This window comes from Halomonas sp. CH40, from assembly GCA_041875495.1.
Classification (GTDB): domain Bacteria; phylum Pseudomonadota; class Gammaproteobacteria; order Pseudomonadales; family Halomonadaceae; genus Vreelandella.
This window is the reverse complement of sequence record CP112982.1, coordinates 1,787,544-1,805,055: the sequence shown is the minus strand read 5'-3', so window position 1 is coordinate 1,805,055 and position 17,512 is coordinate 1,787,544. Positions and strand designations below refer to the sequence as shown.

Here is a 17,512-nt window from a genome sequence, read left to right as displayed (position 1 = left end):
CGAATCATACAAAGGTCCTTTTTATGCGTTACGACCCAGGAATGGTTAGATAGAATGGTTATCATACACGACACATCTATACACACCCACACACGGGTTCATGCTCGTCTAACGACGCAGGAAGCTAAAAATGCAAGCAATACCTCAGGATAGCACTGCACCGGGTTCTCAGAACAACGTTGACCCGGCTGAAGTGGCAAAATTTGAAGCCCTGGCCAGCCGCTGGTGGGACAAGACTGGTGAATTCAAACCGCTGCATGATATCAACCCACTGCGCCTTGACTTTATTGACGCGCGCGCCGGTTTAGCCGGGAAACGCGTACTTGATGTTGGTTGTGGCGGCGGGATCCTCAGCCAGTCCATGGCTCACCGCGGTGCCGAGGTCACCGGCATCGATATGGGGGAAGCCCCGCTTAATGTGGCTCGTCTGCATGCTGAAGAAAACGGCGTTGAGATCCGCTATGAGCTGTGTGCCGTCGAAGACTTTGCCAGCCAGCACCCTGGGGAGTTCGATGTGGTGACTTGCATGGAAATGCTCGAACACGTACCAGACCCCGCTTCAGTAGTGGCCGCGTGCAGCCAGCTGGTACGCCCGGGCGGGCACGTCTTCTTCTCTACCCTGAACCGTACTCCCAAGTCCTATGCCTTTGCCATTGTAGGCGCCGAGTACCTGCTCCACTTGCTACCGCGTGGCACCCATCAACATGCCAAGTTTATTCGCCCTTCGGAAATGGCGACCTGGTGCCGAGCCAGCCAGCTTGAGGTCAGCGAGCAAACCGGCCTGACCTATAACCCACTACTGAAACGCTATCGGCTCGACCCGCATGATGTATCGGTCAACTACATGATGCACTGTCGTCGAGGTGATAACGCATGACGCCCAAGGCTATTCTGTTTGATTTGGACGGCACCCTGGTTGATACCGCCCCCGACCTGGCCAATGCAACCAATCGGCTGCGCGGGCATCATGGCTTGCCGCCACTGCCGTTTGCAACTATTCGCAGAGAAGTGTCCAACGGTGGTAGCGCCTTGGTTACGCTGGCACTGGGGCTGAAGGCCAGTGCACCAGAGCATGGTGCGGCAAGGCAGTGGTTGCTGGATGCCTACGAGCAGGCGGTTGCCACCCATAGCCGGGTGTTTTCGCCGCTGGACGAGTGGCTGCATCAATGGGAAACGCTGAAAAGGCCCTGGGGCATTGTGACCAACAAGCCACGTCGCTATACGGAACCCTTACTGCAGGCCTTGACGCTCTCTCCGGGTGCCCTGCTGTGTGCAGATGACCTGGCGGTCAAGAAACCCGCCCCGGAGCCCTTATGGGAAGCCGCTCGCCGGTTGGGCGTCGCACCTGCAGACTGCTGGTATGTTGGTGACCATCTGCGCGATATGGAAGCCGCCAAAGCGGCCAATATGCATGCTGTGGCAGTGGGTTACGGTTATATCGCCGAACAGGATGACTACCGGAAATGGCCGGCGGATGTGTGGTTTGCCGACTGCGCTGAACTGGTCAACGCCTTGCCGAAGCCATCCTGATATTTCTCATTAACCTATATTATAAGCCCTAACTTTTCAGGCCCCAGCTGTTCATGTCTTAACTACGCGGCGGCTGGGCATCCCATTTTTCACCGCTGATACCCGTGCTGTCAGGGCCCATCAGCCACAGATAGGTGGGCATAATATCTTCCGGCGTACGCAGGGTCTCCGGGTCTTCGCCTGGATAAGCGGTGCGTCGCATCTGGGTCAGCGTCGCCCCTGGGTTCAGGGTGTTTACCCGCACGTTAGGTTGGTTATCAAGCTCATCTGCGAGCACTTCCATAAAGCCTTCAGTGGCAAACTTGGAGACGGAATAAGCGCCCCAATAGGCACGGCCTTTACGACCAACACTTGATGAGGTAAAGATGATGGAGGCATCCTCAGATGCTTCCGTCAAAGGCAAGAGTGCCTGGGTCATCCAGATGGGGCCATTGATATTGACCTGCATGACCTGCGCCCATAGCTCAGGGTTATATTGCTCAAACGGGGTGATGCGCCCCAGTAAGCCTGCGTTGTGTAAGATGCCATCCAGGCGCCCGAACTCGGTGTCCAGCGTCTGCGCCATGTCCTGATAGTCCTTGAGCGTGGCGCCCTCAAAATTAAGCGGAAAGATAGCCGGCTGCGGGCCACCTGCCGCTTCAATTTCATCGTAAACCTTTTCCAGTTTAGCGATGGTTCTGCCCAGCAAGATGACGGTGGCACCATGGCGAGCATAGGCAAGAGCGGCTGCTCGGCCGATACCGTCACCGGCGCCGGTAACCAGAATAATACGATTTGCCAGAAGATCAGCAGGCGCTTGGTAGTCAATCTTGCAGCTCATGGCATTTCCTTTAAATGAATAGATAGACGACGTTATTGAAATGAGCTTATCGGAACGGCTTTACTCGGGCGTCTGGCGCAGGAAATCACCCGCAAGCCCGGCAGCGCTGCTTTCCGGAAATTCTTCACGTACTCGGTTCAGCAGTTCGCGGCTACGCTCAGTTTCGCCCTGGCGGGCTTTCACGAGGCCAAGCTTGTAGAGCGCATCTGCCACCTTGTTGTTACCGTCAAAATCATTGATAACCTTTTCAAATGATACTTCAGCTTCACCCAGGTCGTCATTGGCAGCGTGCAACTCACCTAGCCAATAATAGCCGTTGGGTGTCAGGCGAGTATCCGGGTAATCAGCAACAAACGCATTAAAAGCCCCAATTGCGTCATCGAATTCACGCGCTTGGACAAAAGCAAAGGCTGCCTGATAGGCTTCCTGTACTTCTGGAGATGTGGTGCTAGCGCTAGGCCTGTCAGACACAGGAGTATCGTTTTCTTCGGTGGAAGTCTCCGCTGTCTCGTCGCTAGCTTCAGATGCGTTACCCAGCTCAGAAGAATTGACAGGTATAACGTCACTATCCAGAGATTGTTCGACATTACTGGCAGAAACGCTACTTTCCAACGCTGCCAGACGGTCATCGGTATCCAGATAGCGCTGTTGGCCCTGATTACGCAACTGCTCAAGCTCGTGGCGTAATTCCTCTATCTGGCCGCGTAACTCCTGAATTTCCCGTTGATGCTCCTGAACCTGATTAAACATCACCAGCGCACCATCAGTGGCTGTCTGGGTATCTGCCTGCTGATAGAAACTGCTTGCCGATGAGGCCGACAGGTCCTGCACGATGGGCTGTTGGGCAAGCGCTATCGGAGCAGCCATCAAACTCAGCGAAAACGTCAGCCCCATTGCACAAGCGGGCAGTCCAAAAAGCGTTTTACCATGATGGGCTGCAGGCCTTTTCGGCTCTGGTAGGCTGTGGCGCCATACTGCGAGACTGCGATTCATATAACCACCTTAATTCAAACACAAAAGGCAGTGACTGACCTGTGGATCCAACGCGTATCCAAGACAGCACTGCCCTTTGCTCAACATATTTAGTTCACTGGCCGGTCAACAGCACTGGCCGCTTAATAATCAAAGACAACCCGACGATTCTGGGAGTAGGCACTTTCATCGCTGCCACGGGCTGCCGGGCGCTCTTCGCCGTAGCTCACCACACTCATCTGACTGTTGGAGACGCCCTGAATATTCAGGAAACGCTGAACAGCATTTGCACGTCGTTCACCGAGTGCCAGGTTGTACTCACGGGTGCCGCGTTCATCGGTATGACCATGAAGGGTGACCTGGGCACTTGGATTGGCGCGCAGGTAACGGGCGTGAGCCATGACAACAGATTCAAATTCACTTTTGATCGTGTCGCGGTCGAAATCAAAGTAGATGGTACGTGCAGAAGGAATTCTGGAATCTGCCTGTTGCCCAGCTGATCCAGCTGATGACCTGCTGCCAGATGTCGAACCGTACTGCCCTGTACCGCTGATACCTGTGGTCGAAGCACCGGCCGAACCGCTACCGGAAGAGCTACCTGAACCTTGCTGGGTGCCGTAGGCATCACTCCCCTGAGTGCCCCCCGTACTGGAACAGCCCGCAATGATGGTGATTGAGAACGCCACAGCAAATAAACGAACCAGTGATTTGACTTGCATTATCAGACCCCTTGTCTGAACAGTAAAAGAAATGAAACCTGAGTTGGCTGAAAATATTTATGGATTAATCCATAAACGGTGACCAGGCAGGTTCCCGTACATCACCCTGAGGTGACGGTAGCCGGAAAGACGATCGACCATCTGCGGAAACCGCACTCAATACTCCATTGCCTCCTCGCTGGGTGGCGAAAATGACCATAGTACCGTTAGGCGCTACGCTGGGAGATTCATCCTGGGAGGAGTCGCTCAGCACCACGAGTCGATTGCTGGACAGATCCTGTCGCGCTACCTGATAGCCGCGACTGGAACGATGAATCAGAAAGATATCCTCGCCATCAGGTGAAAAGCGACCTCTGGCGTTGTAGTTGCCGGTAAAGGTTAGCCGCTGTGACTCTTGACTTGCCAGTGAATAGCGGTAGATCTGCGGCCCCCCGCTGCGATCCGAGGTGAACAACAGGCTGCGCCCATCCGGCGCCCATGAAGGCTCGGTATCAATGCTGCTGTTGTTGGTAATACGCGTTAGTGAGCGATCCGCCAGGTTCATGATGTAGATTTCAGGCTGGCCATCCTTGGAGAGCGACATGGCCAGGCGTCTGCCATCAGGCGACCAGGCCGGAGCACTGTTGATTCCTTCAAAGTCGGTCAGTTTGACGCGTTGGCCTGAGGCCACCTGCTGCACATAAATAGCTGGACGCCCGGACTCAAAGGAGACGTAAGCAAGCTTCTCGCCATCTGGCGACCATGCGGGCGACAGGATGGGCTGATCCGAACTGAGAACTTCCTGATTATTACGTCCGTCGCTATCAGCCACATAAAGCGCAAACTGCATATTATCACCCACGCCACTCGCGGAGACATAGGCAATCCGTGTTGAGAAAGCGCCGCGAATATCGGTAATCGCTTCAAAGATCTGGTCACTTAGGTAGTGGGCGGCGCTACGTAAATTATTACCTTGGGTGGTGACGCTTTCAGTGAGCATCTGGCGCTGACCGCTGATATCCATCAAGGCAGCACTAACCCGGTATCCATCAGCCGTTTCTTCGACATTCCCGACCACCAGATAGCGAACATCCAGGGACCGCCAAGGGCCAAATTCCACCTCGTCGGCACGGGCTGGCTGTTCGAACATGGCGCTACGTGCCAGAGGATCAAAATAGCCACTGCGCTGCAGGTCATCCTGAATAATCTGGGCCACGTCCTCAGACAGGTTACTCTGTTCAAAAGGCACAACGCCAATCGGCAAGGCACGGTCACTGCCCCGCGTAATCTCGATGGTGAGGTTAGCATACGCTGTGCTGCTCAACAGACACAAAGCCAACAACATCCCTATTCGTCTTAACATTGACATCAGCGAACATCCCCCGGAGTAAAGCGCAGATTGAACTGGCGCAGATTGCGTTGAAATTCAGCAGGTACATCGCGGAGCTCACTGAAGGGCGCCGCCTGTTCGACAGCCTGCTGGGCAGAACGGTCAAAACTTCCATCGCCACTGGATGAAACCACTGACGTCGCCAGGACCTCTCCCGATGGACCCAGACGAATGCTTAGTGTCACCGCAGCATTATTGCTGGCTCCAGGCGGAATGATCCATGTCTGTTCCACCAGATTTTTTACTATGTTGGTAAAGCTGTTTTGCGCCTCTTCAGCTTGACGTGCTCTTTCAGCCAGTTCAGCGGCGCGACGCGCTTCTTCGGCCTCTCGCTGGCGCTGGGCTTCGGCTTCCCGCTGGCGTTGAGCTTCGACTTCCGCCTCTCGCTGGCGTTGGGCTTCCGCCTCCCGCTGGCGTTGAGCCTCGGCTTCTGCCTCTTGCTGGCGCTGGGCCTCAGCTTCGGCTTCCCGCTGGCGTTGGGCCTCGGCTTCAGCCTCCCGCTGGCGCTGGGCCTCAGCTTCAGCCTCCCGCTGGCGTTGGGCCTCAGCTTCGGCTTCTCGCTGGCGTTGGGCCTCAGCTTCGGCTTCTCGCTGGCGTTGGGCCTCGGCTTCGGCTTCCCGCTGGCGCTGGGCCTCGGCTTCAGCTTCCCGCTGGCGTTGAGCCTCGGCTTCTGCTTCCCGCTGGCGTTGAGCCTCGGCTTCTGCCTCTTGCTGGCGTTGGGCCTCGGCTTCTGCTTCCCGCTGGCGCTGGGCCTCGGCTTCTGCTTCCCGCTGGCGCTGAGCTTCGGCTTCTGCCTCAGCTTGCTCAGTGGCTATATCCTGTGCCGTAGGGCCAGGGTCTGGCAGCGTTGTTTCCTGGCTTTCTTCTGGCACATCTGCCGTAGGCTGCTCAAAAGGCTGCTGGGCCTGATCGGTAAAGGTTTCGGTACTCACCAAAGTCGCCTGCACAATGGATGACGATTCCGGTGTGTCATCCTGGGAAGGCAAGCTGATAACACTTAGCCCCACGACAAGGGCATGTAGCATGACCGCAAGAATCAATGGCAACCCATAGCCAACGTCGGACTTGTGACGCTTGCGGCCCAAAAGAGCGATGGTTTTCTTACCTTCAGTCATTGTTCGGTGGCTCGGATATCAGACCGACGTTCTCAACCCCGGCACCTTGCAGCGTACTCATCAGAGTAACAATTTGCCCATAGGCCACGTTACGGTCGCCGCGTACCAGAACAGGAGAATCAGGGCTGCGCTCGAGTATTGTCACGACCCGTTGAGCAAGCTCATCAGGGGTTACCTGTGTGCTGCTTTCCCCGAGGGTGATGTGGTACTGCCCTTCCTGATCCACCGCAACAATCACCGGTTCAGTGTTTTCAGGCGTATCAATCGGCTGGGAGGATACCTGCGGCAATTCAACCTGCACCCCTTGTGTCAGCATGGGAGCCGTAATCATAAAAATTACCAATAGCACCAGCATGACATCGATAAAGGGCACAACGTTAATTTCTGCCATCGGTCGACGCTGGCTGTTGCGATTAAAAGGACCTTGCATACCACGTCTCCCTTACTGGGTATTTGGCTCACGCCCTTGAAGATTACGGTGCAGAATGGCGTAGAACTCCTCGGCAAAGTCTTCGTACTTACCCAGCAAGCGCGCTGAACTGTTAGATAAACGATTATAGAAGATAACCGCTGGAATCGCGGCAAATAGCCCCATGGCGGTGGCAATAAGCGCTTCGGCAATCCAGGGCGCCACCGTGGCAAGGGTGGCCTGCTGCGTCATGGAAAGCGATTGAAAGGAACCCATGATGCCCCATACCGTTCCAAACAGGCCGATGTAAGGGCTGGCAGAGGCAACGGTCGCGAGAAAGACCAGATGCTTGGTCAGGCGCTCTTCTTCCCGCGACCAGGCGACGCGCATACTGCGCTGAACCCCTTCAAGCACCTGGTCAGGCTGAGAGTTGCGCGGCATCAGACGATGAAATTCCCGAAACCCTGCCTGAAACAGGTGCTCTGCCCCTTGACGTTGATCATCCGCTGGAATTTCCCGATACAGATCATTCAGATCAACACCTGACCAGAAGGTCTCTTCAAATTTCTGGTAAGCCGATTTGGCCCGTGAAAGCGCAAAGCTGCGCTGAAAGATCACCACCCATGACAATAGGGACCCGATCACCAGGAGCACCATGACCAGTTGGACAACGGTACTAGCACTCATGACCAAATGGGGTATAGACATACTGTTTTCGTTCACGGTTATCCTCGTCGTCTCTAAAGGCATCATAGGCATTAGCTGACATCAGTCATTACTCACTGATATTAAATACCTTGAGTACCTGAGCTGGCCATCTCTTGGGTTTCATGGTTCTGGCATTCAAGCACGCTATCTCGACCGTGGCACTGCAAAGTAGTTCCCCTTCACGTTCAACTACTTGCTCGAAAGTAGCCTTGCAGCGCCCCACGTCTGTCACCACAGCCGTCACTGTCAAGGCATCATCAAGCAGTGCGGGCTTTGCATAGTGGCAGGTTAGACGATAGACCACCAACTGAGTATTTTCGACCAGCAACGCCTGTTGATTAATGCAGTGACAACGCAACCATTCGCTGCGCGCCCGCTCCATGAACTTCAGATAATTGACGTAATAGACAATTCCACCGGCATCGGTATCTTCCATATATACCCTGACGGGCATGCTAAAAGAGGGTGTTGTTGTCATGGTCGGGTTTCTCCACCAGCGTCTGTGGCCTGTTCATGGGGGACGCGACTGAAATGCGACCAGGCCTGGCGAGTGACCACACGCCCACGTGGGGTGCGCATCATCAGGCCCTGCTGGATAAGATAGGGTTCAATGACATCTTCGATAGTGTCACGCTCTTCACCGATCGCCGCGGAGAGGGAATCCACCCCGACCGGGCCGCCGTCAAATTTATCTATCATGGCCAATAGCAGGCGCCGGTCCATATGGTCGAGGCCGTGATGATCAACGTTAAGCATATTGAGTGCCGCATCGGCAATCGGCGTGTCGATTTCACCACGTCCTTTGATATCGGCGTAATCCCTTACCCGCCTTAACAGGCGGTTGGCAATCCGCGGTGTTCCCCGGGAGCGTTTAGCGATCTCCTCGCAGCCATCCGGGGTGGAAGGCACTTCAAGCAAGCGCGCGGAACGGGTGACAATCTCGGTCAGCTCGGCAAGGTTATAGAATTCCAGCCGCTGGACAATGCCAAAACGGTCGCGCAGAGGCGATGTCAAAAGCCCAGCACGGGTAGTAGCGCCCACCAGCGTGAAACGCGGCAGATCAAGCTTGATCGAGCGTGCTGCAGGCCCTTCGCCAATCATGATATCGAGCTGAAAATCTTCCATGGCCGGATAAAGCACTTCTTCTACTACGGGCGAAAGCCGATGTATTTCATCAATGAACAGCACATCGCCTTCTTCCAGGTTGGTCAACATCGCCGCTAAGTCGCCCGCCCGTTCCAGAACCGGCCCTGAGGTTGACTTGAGCCCAACGCCCATTTCTGCGGCAATGATATTGGCCAAGGTGGTTTTCCCCAGCCCCGGAGGGCCGAATACCAGCGTATGGTCAAGACTTTCTTCCCGCAGCCTGGCCGCACCAATAAAGATTTCCATCTGTTCACGTACACGCGGCTGGCCAATGTAGTCAGCCAAGCGTTTGGGACGAATAGCGTGATCCAGACGGACTTCACCCTGCTCAGGTGCTGCGGCAATCAGACGATCATGTTCAAGCATGCTGCTCCTCACCCATTGTTAGCTACTCATACGCTGGGTCAACGCCGCTTTAATCAAGGCTTCCGTGGGCTGATCTGCCTCCAGGCCTGACAGCATTTTTGCTGCTTCGGTAGGCTTATAGCCAAGACTGACCAGGGCTGACTCCGCATCTGCCAAAGCATTGCGGTGCTGGGGATTGGCTTGCGGGTCAAGCAGTGAGGGTTCGCTGGAAGTTTGTTCCCATTCTGGAAAGCGGTCGCGCATTTCGATAATCAGGCGTTCTGCGGTTTTCTTGCCAACACCGGGCAAACGGGTCAGCGCCTTGCTGTCGTCATCGCGGATGCAGCGCATGAAGGCATCTTCATCCATCCCGGACAGAATTGCCAAGGCCAGCTTGGGCCCTACACCGTTGACTTTTATCAAGGCACGGAACAGCGCGCGTTCCTGTTCCCGCACGAAACCATACAGCAGATGGGCATCATCACGCACGGTCAGATGGGTAAACAGGGAAACCTGCTCACCCACGGAAGGTAGCGCCACCAGTGCAGTCATTGACGCTTCGAGTTCATACCCGACGCCATGCACATCAATTACAATCCACGGTGGCTGCTTTTGCAGCAACTGCCCTGTCAGGCGTCCAATCATAGGGTTACCCACTCCTTAGCAAGGCAAAGATCACGTGTTTTTTGATGCCTGCCAATATAAAGTTTATCTGTACAGATAGCCAGTTCATTGCCCGATGGGCATATTTAAGGCCGCTCTTTTATAACCGCCAGCGTCCACTGCTTCGGCGGGTGCGACGCTGTGGAGCAGGTACCCAAAGCCCGCTGCGGGAATAAGCATCTGTCACGGCAATCGCCAGGGCATCGGCGGCGTCTGCCTGGGGCGTACTCGGTAGCTTCAGCAGCGCCGTAACCATATGCTGTACCTGTAGCTTGTCAGCGCCACCCTGGCCGGTCACGGTCTGCTTGATCTGACGAGCGGCATATTCATTGATCGCCAGGCCGTGGTTAGCCATACACACCAGCGCCGCTCCCCTGGCCTGCCCTAGCTTGAGCGCTGAATCGGCATTCTTGGCCAAAAACACTCGCTCAACGGCTACCGCATTAGGCCGATGCTGGCCAATAACTTCGCTTAAGCCCGCATAGATCTGCGCCAGGCGCTGCTCCAGAGCGCTATCGGTAGTGCGAATACAGCCGCTCGCCACGTAAACAGGCTGACCGTGGTGGACATCAATGACGCCATAACCGGTAATCCGCGAGCCTGGATCAATGCCCAGAATACGCACGGTTAACTCTTTGGTTAACACGAGGTTGGTTGCTGTTTCATGACGGTTTATCCAAAATGACTATCGAGATACACAATAAATGGCTGAAAAAACACCGACGCCATTTGACGTCGGTGCAATTCAGAAACTCAGGACAGCGTCCAAGACATAGCTTATTCGCTGGCGTCAGCCTTGGCTTTCTGACGCAGACGAATATTGAGCTCTTTAAGCTGCTCGGTGCTGACATCTCCCGGTGCATCTGTCATCAGGCAAGCCGCGCTCTGGGTTTTCGGGAAGGCAATGACTTCGCGAATAGTGGTCGCTCCGGTCATCAACATCACCAGGCGATCCAGGCCAAAGGCCAGGCCACCATGGGGCGGCGCGCCATAATGCAAGGCGTCCAGCAGGAAGCCAAACTTCTCACGGGCTTCTTCTTCACCGATGCCAAGGATGTCAAAGACAGTGCTTTGCATGGTCTGGTCATGGATACGCAGTGAGCCGCCACCCAGTTCAGTGCCGTTAAGCACCATATCGTAAGCGCGTGACAGTGCCGCTGCCGGGTCTGCCTTGAGCGCTTCCGGTGAACAGGCCGGTGCAGTGAAGGGGTGATGCAAGGGGCTTAAACGGCCGTTGCCGTCAGCTTCGAACATCGGGAAATCAACCACCCACAGCGGTGCCCATTCATGGGTGTAAAGGTCTAGATCAGCGCCAATTCTGACGCGCAACGCCCCCATCGCCTCATTGACGATAGACGCCTTGTCAGCACCAAAGAAGATGATATCACCGTCTTTGGCATCCACGCGGTCAAGCAGCTCTTCCACCACGTTTTCCATGAACTTGACGATAGGCGACTGCAGCCCTTCGATGCCTTTGGCACGCTCGTTGACCTTGATCCAGGCGAGACCCTTGGCGCCATAGATGCCGACAAACTTGGTATATTCGTCGATTACCTTGCGCGACAGGCTGGCACCGCCCGCCACTTTAAGGGCAGCCACTCGGCCATCCTCAGCGTTGGCAGGGCCTGAGAACACCTTGAAGTCGACCTGCTTCATCAGATCGTCAATATCGGTCAATTCCAGCGGAATACGCAGATCAGGTTTGTCGGAGCCAAAACGCTGCATGGCATCATGCCAGGTCATCCGCGGGAAAACCGGCAATTCGACATCCAGCACATCATTAAACAGCTGACGGATCATGTCTTCGGTAATCGACATGATGTCATCTTCGCTGACAAACGATGCCTCGATATCAATCTGGGTGAATTCTGGCTGACGATCGGCGCGTAGATCTTCATCGCGGAAGCACTTGGCAATCTGGTAGTAGCGATCAAAACCGGCCACCATCAGCAGCTGCTTGAAAAGCTGCGGAGACTGGGGAAGCGCAAAGAAACTGCCCGCATGGGTACGGCTGGGTACCAGATAGTCCCTGGCGCCTTCCGGTGTGGCCCGAGTCAATACCGGGGTTTCGATATCCAGAAAACCCTGGTTTTCGAGGTAGGCCCGCACATTGTGCGAGATACGCGAACGCAGACGCAGCTTTTCAATCATCTCCGGACGACGCAGATCAATATAGCGGTGCTTGAGACGTACTTCTTCGCCTACCTTACCATGCTCATCAAGCTGGAAAGGCGGCGTGGCGGCGGCATTCAGCACTTCGACTTCCTTGGCCAGAACCTCAATCATGCCGGTGGGCATGTTGGGATTCTGGGTGCCTTCAGGACGCAGACGTACGCGGCCTGTCACGCGCAGCACATATTCACTACGGGCACGGTCGGCATGGGCGAATGCTTCGGCGGTATCAGGGTCCACAACAAATTGCGCAATCCCATCACGGTCACGCATATCGAGGAAAATCACCCCACCGTGGTCACGGCGGCGGTGTACCCAGCCGCAAACGGTAACCGTTTGATCCACCAATGTTTCGTTCAGCTGGCCGCAATAATGGCTGCGCATGTCAAATCCTGTTCTGTTTCGTGGCTAATAAAATTACGTTTGGGCAGGCTTTATAGCCAATGATGCGCTATCAGGCGGCAGCATCACTGTTCTTGGCTGAGCCTTTGTCTGTGCTAGTCTTCTGGGTAGAGGTGCCGTCGGACTTGTCAGCCACCAGGTTCTTCTTGCTACCCGTTTTGAAATCGGTCTCATACCATCCGCCTCCGGCCAGGCGAAAGCCTGCTGCCGACACCAGACGCGACAGGGTATCCTGTTTACACTCTGGACATTGGGTCAGCGGGTCTGCGCTCATTTTCTGCAGTTTTTCCAAACGCTGGCCGCAGGCCTTGCACTCGTATTCATAGATGGGCATGTTATAAACTCCTGTTATCAACGCATGAAAATCGAAGCAAAGACAAAGTGATGGCATTCATAGGGTCTGCCATTGTGTATATGCGGCCAGCCGGAGAAATTCCAAGATGGCAAATAATCAAGCGAACGTATTATACCCTTTTGTTGCCCCTGGCGAGCAAGGTTAAGCACTACATAAAACATACCTGAATAACATGAAAGGACATATAAATGGCTAATGCCGTCATTCTCGATGCCGAAAGCCTGGGACCAGATATTGATCTTACTGCCATTGAAAGCCAAGTGAATCAGCTTGACGTTTATCAGCAAAGCACCCCACAGCAGGCCAGAGAGCGCTTACAGGATGCCGATATTGCAATCGTCAACAAGGTGATCATCGATGCTGACACCTTACAGGCGCTGCCTCGCTTACGCCTGATCTGTGTATTGGCCACCGGCCTCAATAATATTGATCTTGATGCTGCCAAGGCGCATAGCATAGAGGTCATGAACGTGAACGCTTACGGCACGGCCAGTGTCTCCCAGCACACCCTGATGCTGATGCTTACCCTGGCTAACCGCCTGCCGCTATACCAGGCCGATATTGCTAAGGGTAAATGGCAGCAAAGCGCATTTTTCTGCCTCCAGGATCATCCCACCGTTCAGCTTGCTGGCAAACAGCTTGTCATGGTGGGAAAAGGTGAATTGGGTAGCGAGGTCGCGCGCTTGGCTGAAGCCTTCGGAATGAAGGTCAGTTTTGCCGCCCGCCCCGGCAATGAGGCAAATGACGCACGCCCATCTCTGGATGACCTGCTTCCACAAGCAGATATTATCAGCCTGCACTGCCCGCTGAATGCAAATACCCGCCACCTGATAAATGGTGAGCGGTTGGCAAATGCCAAGTCATCACTGCTGCTGGTCAACTGCGCGCGCGGAGGCATTGTTGATGAAGTGGCCGCGTTAGAGGCTCTTAAGGCGGGTCAGCTAGGCGGCCTGGCCGTGGATGTACTACCTGAAGAGCCACCCCGAAACGGTCACCCGCTACTCGATGCTTTACACGCTGGCGCTACAGGCCAGGCAGCCCCCTTAAACCTTATCGTCACGCCGCATAACGCCTGGATCACACCGGAAGCAAGGCAAAATATTGTCAGGCTGACAGCTGAGAATATTCAGGCTTGGAAAGAGTCTGCCTGAGGCCTCTTATTGGCTGCTAATAGGTTGAAAAATGATCGGGCATTGCCACCTGATCAAGCACCTCTAGTTCAACGTGAGTGACCCGAGCATTTTCAGGGCCGTGCCATAACCATTGGGATAACACCTTTATATTATCGCTGGAACCACACATCAGAACCTCTACCCGCCCGTCGGGGAGGTTCTTGGCGTAGCCGGTGAGGCCCAGCTTGAGTGCCTGTTCCTGGGTGGCTCGACGAAACCACACCCCTTGAACCTTGCCTGTGACCCATGCCCGTACACTGGACTGTTTCATGGAAGCTCCTTTTTATAGGCTATCTGCTTGCATCGGTTCCACATACTTACTCTTCACAACTACCTCGCTATTGATGCTTGGCGCTGTCTTTATCAATAAACTCGCGTTGCACAATGACAGCGCTATTGCGCGGAATCAAAGGCCTTTTGCGCCTTAACAGCAGTGAACGTGTAAACGCTGCGCCAAACAGCAGTATCAAGGACGAATAATAAACCCATAAAAGAATCATCACCACTGAGCCTGCAGCGCCATAAGTAGAGGCTGTAGCGGTATGGGAAAGGTAGATGGCAATCACGCTGCGCCCAATGGTAAACAATACCGCCGTGACCACCGCACCAATCAGTACGTCCTGCCAGCGCAGTACCACATCCGGTAATACCTTAAAAATAGTCGCGAACAGCAGAATGACAACGCCCAGCGATATTAATGATTCAGCGCTGGAAGCTATCAGAGTCGTGTACGGAAGCAAGTCATCTGCTGCCTTTAGCATGGCACGGACGACTACCCCAGCCGCAAGTGACACCAGTAGGATAAAGCCTATTGATAACACCACGGTTAGGGACAAGAAGCGATTTTTAAGGAAAATCAGTGCACTGTTAGCGGTTGGTCGGGCGGTGACGCCCCAGATGGTGTTAAGCGAAAACTGCATTTGTCCGAATACTGTGGTGGCGCCCACTAGCAAAGCACCGAACCCTAATAGAGTAGGTAGAATACCGGCTTCCTCTATCCGTGATTGTGCAACAGCCTGTTCAATAGCACTGGCAGCTTCGACACCCATAGTCTCCTGCAATTGGGCGACAATCTGCCCATGAGCGGCATCTTCACCCATCACCACACCAATCACGGTGACTGCAATAATAACGACGGGGGCCAGAGAAAACAGAGTATAGAAGGCCAGGGAGCCGGCATAACTGAAGGCATTCCGCTCTAACCAGAGTTGAACCGCGTCTTTGACTACCTGGCTCCAGAAAATCACTGAGCGCTTGAGCATCTTGTCTTCCTTGTAGCTTAACTGACAATTTCTTCGACCTGGCGAGGCTGAACGCCTGATCTACTCAAAGTCATGGTTTCATCAAGAATTGTTGTTAGCATACCTGAATTAAAGTCGCTTATCAGGCTGTCAGCCAATTGCGTTAGCCCGGTTCACTGCCATAATGGCTACCAGCTAAACACAGGCTAATCAGCTAAATCATCTGTGCTTCAACACCTTTTGGGAGTCATCAATGCCCAGCGTTCAAACACTTGAACACCCTGCTGCAGATAAAGGCTATGAATTTGACTGCCTGGTATTTATTGGTCGTTTTCAGCCACCTCACCTAGGGCATGTGGCCGTTATCCGTGAAGCATTAAAACAGGCGAGCCAGGTCATCGTGCTGGTCGGGTCGGCCTGGCAGGCGCGCTCATTGCGAAACCCCTGGCAGTTCAACGACCGCCAGAAGATGCTGACCTCCAGTTTTGACGATGAAGAGAATCAGCGCCTTGAGATTACTCCCTTGCTGGATGCACTCTATAACGATGATGTTTGGGTACGCGACGTACAAAGGCGCGTACGCGATCTTACCGTTCCTGAAAATGGCAAGCTGCCGAGAATCGGCCTGATTGGTGCCAGTCGCGGGCAGTCCAGTTACTATCTTTCACTGTTTCCGCAGTGGGAGTCTGTCAGTGTGCCCGTGGTGGAAGGTATTTCAGCCAGCCAGATCCGTGAACGCCTGTTTCGCTCTCAAGGCTCAAGTAATGATTATCTCAGTACCGGTGCCTTTCATGACTTGCCACCTGGGGTGATTGAATACGTTCAGCAGTTTTGTCAGGAAGAAGCCTATCAGCGCCTGATTGAAGAACAGCAACTGCTTGATCAATACCGCAAAGCTTGGGCGGAAGCACCCTACCCGCCTATTTTTGTGACAGTGAACGCGGTGGTCGTTCAATCTGGGCACGTATTACTTGTTCGCCGTAAAGCAGCACCGGGCAAAGGGCTTTACGCGCTGCCTGGTGGTTTTATCAATTCTCATGAGCGTTTACTGGATGCCTGCCTGCGCGAGTTGCGCGAACGCATTCGCCTGAAAGTGCCTGAGCCGGTATTGAAAGGTTCGCTGCGTGGTCAGCGCCTGTTTGACGAACCCCACCGCAGCTGGCGTGGAAGAACACTGGCAGAAGCGTTTTATTTTGCTTTGCGCCCGGATCAGCAGCTGCCGCGGCTCAAGCCTGTCAAAGGCGGAGACCATGCACGCTGGATAGCGCTGGCCGATCTTGAGCCGGACAGCCTGTTCGAAGATCATTTCTTTATCATTCAGAACTTTCTGGGGCTGCCAGCGGATTTTGGAACCAGTGGATAATTATAGCTTTTCTGTTTTTTGCTTCTCTCTTGCTCTCCCTCGTTTGCGTTCAGGCTTCCAGAAAATCACGGGGGAGCTTCATCATTTGCCGCCATAGGCGTTCAACCCCTGGCTTGTGCACCAATGAGCACCGGTAAAGGCGTATTTCCAGCGGGATATCCCAGCTTTCATCGCCTGCTCGCACCAGAGTGCCTTTCTTTAACTCTTCACGGATGCAGAAATCAGGTATCCAGGCCACGCCTACGCCCTGGAGCACCATGCCTTTCAGGCCTTCTGCCATAGCGGTTTCATACACGGTGCGTAACTTTAGGCGCAGCGGATCATTTTTCAGCAGCATCCGCACACTGCGACCCAGAAAGGCGCCCTGGGTATAAGCCAGATAGGGTATGGAGGTATCTGTTTGCAGAGAGAATAGCGGCTTACCTTGCTCGTCTGCTATGGAAACGGGCAACATCTTGACTTTGCCAATCGAGAAAGACGGAAACACTTCGGCGTCTAATTGCATGGTGGCAAAAGGGTCGTAGTAGGCCAACATCAGATCGCAGTTGCCCTCTCGCAGTACGTGTATGGCTTCGCCTACGTTCATGGCCACCAGGCGGGTTGGCAACTCACCGAGACCTTTCTGCAACCTGGAAATCCAGGGCGGAAAAAAACTCAGCGCTAGTGAATGAGCAGCCACTATATCCAGCGCTTCATTGGCAATAGACAACCCGCGAAGATGGCTCAGTGATTCATTCAGCTGCTCAACAAGGTTACGTGCTGTGATCAGAAACAGCTGCCCTTCTGAGGTCAATCCAACCGGAGTCGTTGAACGGTCGACCAGAGTAACGTCCACAGCCTGCTCAAGCGCTCTAATCCGGCGGCTGAAGGCAGGCTGGGTGACGTGGCGTTGACGTGCTGATGCGGAAAAGCTGCGAGTATTGGCCAGGGCGACAAAATCTTCCAACCACTTGGTTTCCAAATTCACCCCAGACTCCTTATAAAATGACGGGTGTTGCGATAATAATAAAT

Annotated in this window: 20 protein-coding genes; 4 read left to right on the top strand and 16 right to left on the bottom strand. The window is 54.3% G+C overall.

What is annotated here, in order from left to right; translation table 11 throughout:
• Positions 1-130 precede the first annotated feature (130 nt).
• Complete coding sequence (gene ubiG, locus OR573_08330) at positions 131-877, top strand: bifunctional 2-polyprenyl-6-hydroxyphenol methylase/3-demethylubiquinol 3-O-methyltransferase UbiG (GenBank protein ID XGA81607.1); 747 nt, start codon at positions 131-133, stop codon at positions 875-877.
• Positions 874-1,530, top strand: coding sequence for an HAD-IA family hydrolase (locus OR573_08325; GenBank protein ID XGA81606.1), 657 nt, complete (start codon positions 874-876; stop codon positions 1,528-1,530). The genes ubiG and OR573_08325 overlap by 4 nt, the downstream gene beginning before the upstream one ends.
• A 58-nt stretch (positions 1,531-1,588) precedes the next feature.
• Here OR573_08325 and OR573_08320 read toward each other — a convergent pair whose 3' ends face one another.
• From OR573_08320 to OR573_08260, 13 genes are all read right to left on the bottom strand, one after another.
• Complete coding sequence (locus OR573_08320; GenBank protein ID XGA81605.1) at positions 1,589-2,350, bottom strand: YciK family oxidoreductase; 762 nt, start codon at positions 2,348-2,350, stop codon at positions 1,589-1,591.
• 60 nt (positions 2,351-2,410) lie between these two features.
• Positions 2,411-3,244: a tol-pal system protein YbgF gene (ybgF, locus tag OR573_08315; protein XGA81698.1), complete on the bottom strand. Its 834-nt coding sequence runs from the start codon at positions 3,242-3,244 to the stop codon at positions 2,411-2,413.
• 221 nt (positions 3,245-3,465) lie between these two features.
• Complete coding sequence (pal, locus tag OR573_08310) at positions 3,466-4,041, bottom strand: peptidoglycan-associated lipoprotein Pal (GenBank protein XGA81604.1); 576 nt, start codon at positions 4,039-4,041, stop codon at positions 3,466-3,468.
• Positions 4,042-4,105: 64 nt separating this feature from the next.
• Positions 4,106-5,389, bottom strand: a complete 1,284-nt coding sequence (gene tolB, locus OR573_08305) for a Tol-Pal system beta propeller repeat protein TolB (GenBank protein ID XGA81603.1) — start codon at positions 5,387-5,389, stop codon at positions 4,106-4,108.
• Complete coding sequence (gene tolA / locus OR573_08300; protein XGA81602.1) at positions 5,389-6,525, bottom strand: cell envelope integrity protein TolA; 1,137 nt, start codon at positions 6,523-6,525, stop codon at positions 5,389-5,391. Before tolA ends, tolB begins: the two co-directional genes overlap by 1 nt.
• Positions 6,518-6,955 (bottom strand): protein TolR, encoded by a 438-nt coding sequence (gene tolR, locus OR573_08295; protein ID XGA81601.1) that lies wholly within the window; start codon positions 6,953-6,955, stop codon positions 6,518-6,520. Before tolR ends, tolA begins: the two co-directional genes overlap by 8 nt.
• Before the next feature lie 12 nt (positions 6,956-6,967).
• Positions 6,968-7,642 carry a protein TolQ gene (gene tolQ / locus OR573_08290; protein XGA81600.1) on the bottom strand — a complete coding sequence of 225 codons (675 nt, stop codon included), beginning with the start codon at positions 7,640-7,642 and terminating at the stop codon, positions 6,968-6,970.
• Positions 7,643-7,709: 67 nt separating this feature from the next.
• On the bottom strand, positions 7,710-8,096 hold the full coding sequence (gene ybgC / locus OR573_08285; protein ID XGA81697.1) for a tol-pal system-associated acyl-CoA thioesterase: 387 nt from the start codon (positions 8,094-8,096) through the stop codon (positions 7,710-7,712).
• A 20-nt stretch (positions 8,097-8,116) separates the two neighbouring features.
• Positions 8,117-9,154 (bottom strand): Holliday junction branch migration DNA helicase RuvB, encoded by a 1,038-nt coding sequence (ruvB, locus tag OR573_08280; GenBank protein XGA81599.1) that lies wholly within the window; start codon positions 9,152-9,154, stop codon positions 8,117-8,119.
• An 18-nt stretch (positions 9,155-9,172) separates the two neighbouring features.
• Positions 9,173-9,778 (bottom strand): Holliday junction branch migration protein RuvA, encoded by a 606-nt coding sequence (gene ruvA / locus OR573_08275; GenBank protein ID XGA81598.1) that lies wholly within the window; start codon positions 9,776-9,778, stop codon positions 9,173-9,175.
• Between the two features lie 118 nt (positions 9,779-9,896).
• The gene (ruvC, locus tag OR573_08270; protein XGA81597.1) at positions 9,897-10,442 is read right to left on the bottom strand and encodes a crossover junction endodeoxyribonuclease RuvC; all 546 of its coding nucleotides are present in this window, start codon (positions 10,440-10,442) and stop codon (positions 9,897-9,899) included.
• Between the two features lie 131 nt (positions 10,443-10,573).
• Positions 10,574-12,352, bottom strand: a complete 1,779-nt coding sequence (gene aspS, locus OR573_08265; protein XGA81596.1) for an aspartate--tRNA ligase — start codon at positions 12,350-12,352, stop codon at positions 10,574-10,576.
• A 70-nt stretch (positions 12,353-12,422) separates the two neighbouring features.
• The gene (locus OR573_08260) at positions 12,423-12,704 is read right to left on the bottom strand and encodes a zinc ribbon domain-containing protein (protein XGA81595.1); all 282 of its coding nucleotides are present in this window, start codon (positions 12,702-12,704) and stop codon (positions 12,423-12,425) included.
• Positions 12,705-12,913: 209 nt separating this feature from the next.
• Here OR573_08260 and OR573_08255 point away from each other — a divergent pair, with 209 nt between their 5' ends.
• Positions 12,914-13,876: a D-2-hydroxyacid dehydrogenase gene (locus OR573_08255; GenBank protein XGA81594.1), complete on the top strand. Its 963-nt coding sequence runs from the start codon at positions 12,914-12,916 to the stop codon at positions 13,874-13,876.
• A 16-nt stretch (positions 13,877-13,892) separates the two neighbouring features.
• Here the strand turns inward: OR573_08255 and OR573_08250 are convergent, their stop codons facing one another.
• A complete protein-coding gene (locus OR573_08250) occupies positions 13,893-14,168 on the bottom strand; it encodes an acylphosphatase (GenBank protein XGA81593.1) in 276 nt (91 codons plus the stop codon).
• Between the two features lie 67 nt (positions 14,169-14,235).
• A complete protein-coding gene (locus OR573_08245) occupies positions 14,236-15,159 on the bottom strand; it encodes a YihY/virulence factor BrkB family protein (protein XGA81592.1) in 924 nt (307 codons plus the stop codon).
• Between the two features lie 232 nt (positions 15,160-15,391).
• On the opposite strand from OR573_08245, the gene OR573_08240 reads away from it, so the two are divergent.
• Positions 15,392-16,501, top strand: coding sequence for a bifunctional nicotinamide-nucleotide adenylyltransferase/Nudix hydroxylase (locus OR573_08240; GenBank protein XGA81591.1), 1,110 nt, complete (start codon positions 15,392-15,394; stop codon positions 16,499-16,501).
• Positions 16,502-16,550: 49 nt separating this feature from the next.
• Here OR573_08240 and OR573_08235 read toward each other — a convergent pair whose 3' ends face one another.
• The gene (locus OR573_08235) at positions 16,551-17,468 is read right to left on the bottom strand and encodes a LysR substrate-binding domain-containing protein (GenBank protein XGA81590.1); all 918 of its coding nucleotides are present in this window, start codon (positions 17,466-17,468) and stop codon (positions 16,551-16,553) included.
• Between the last annotated feature and the right edge of the window lie 44 nt (positions 17,469-17,512).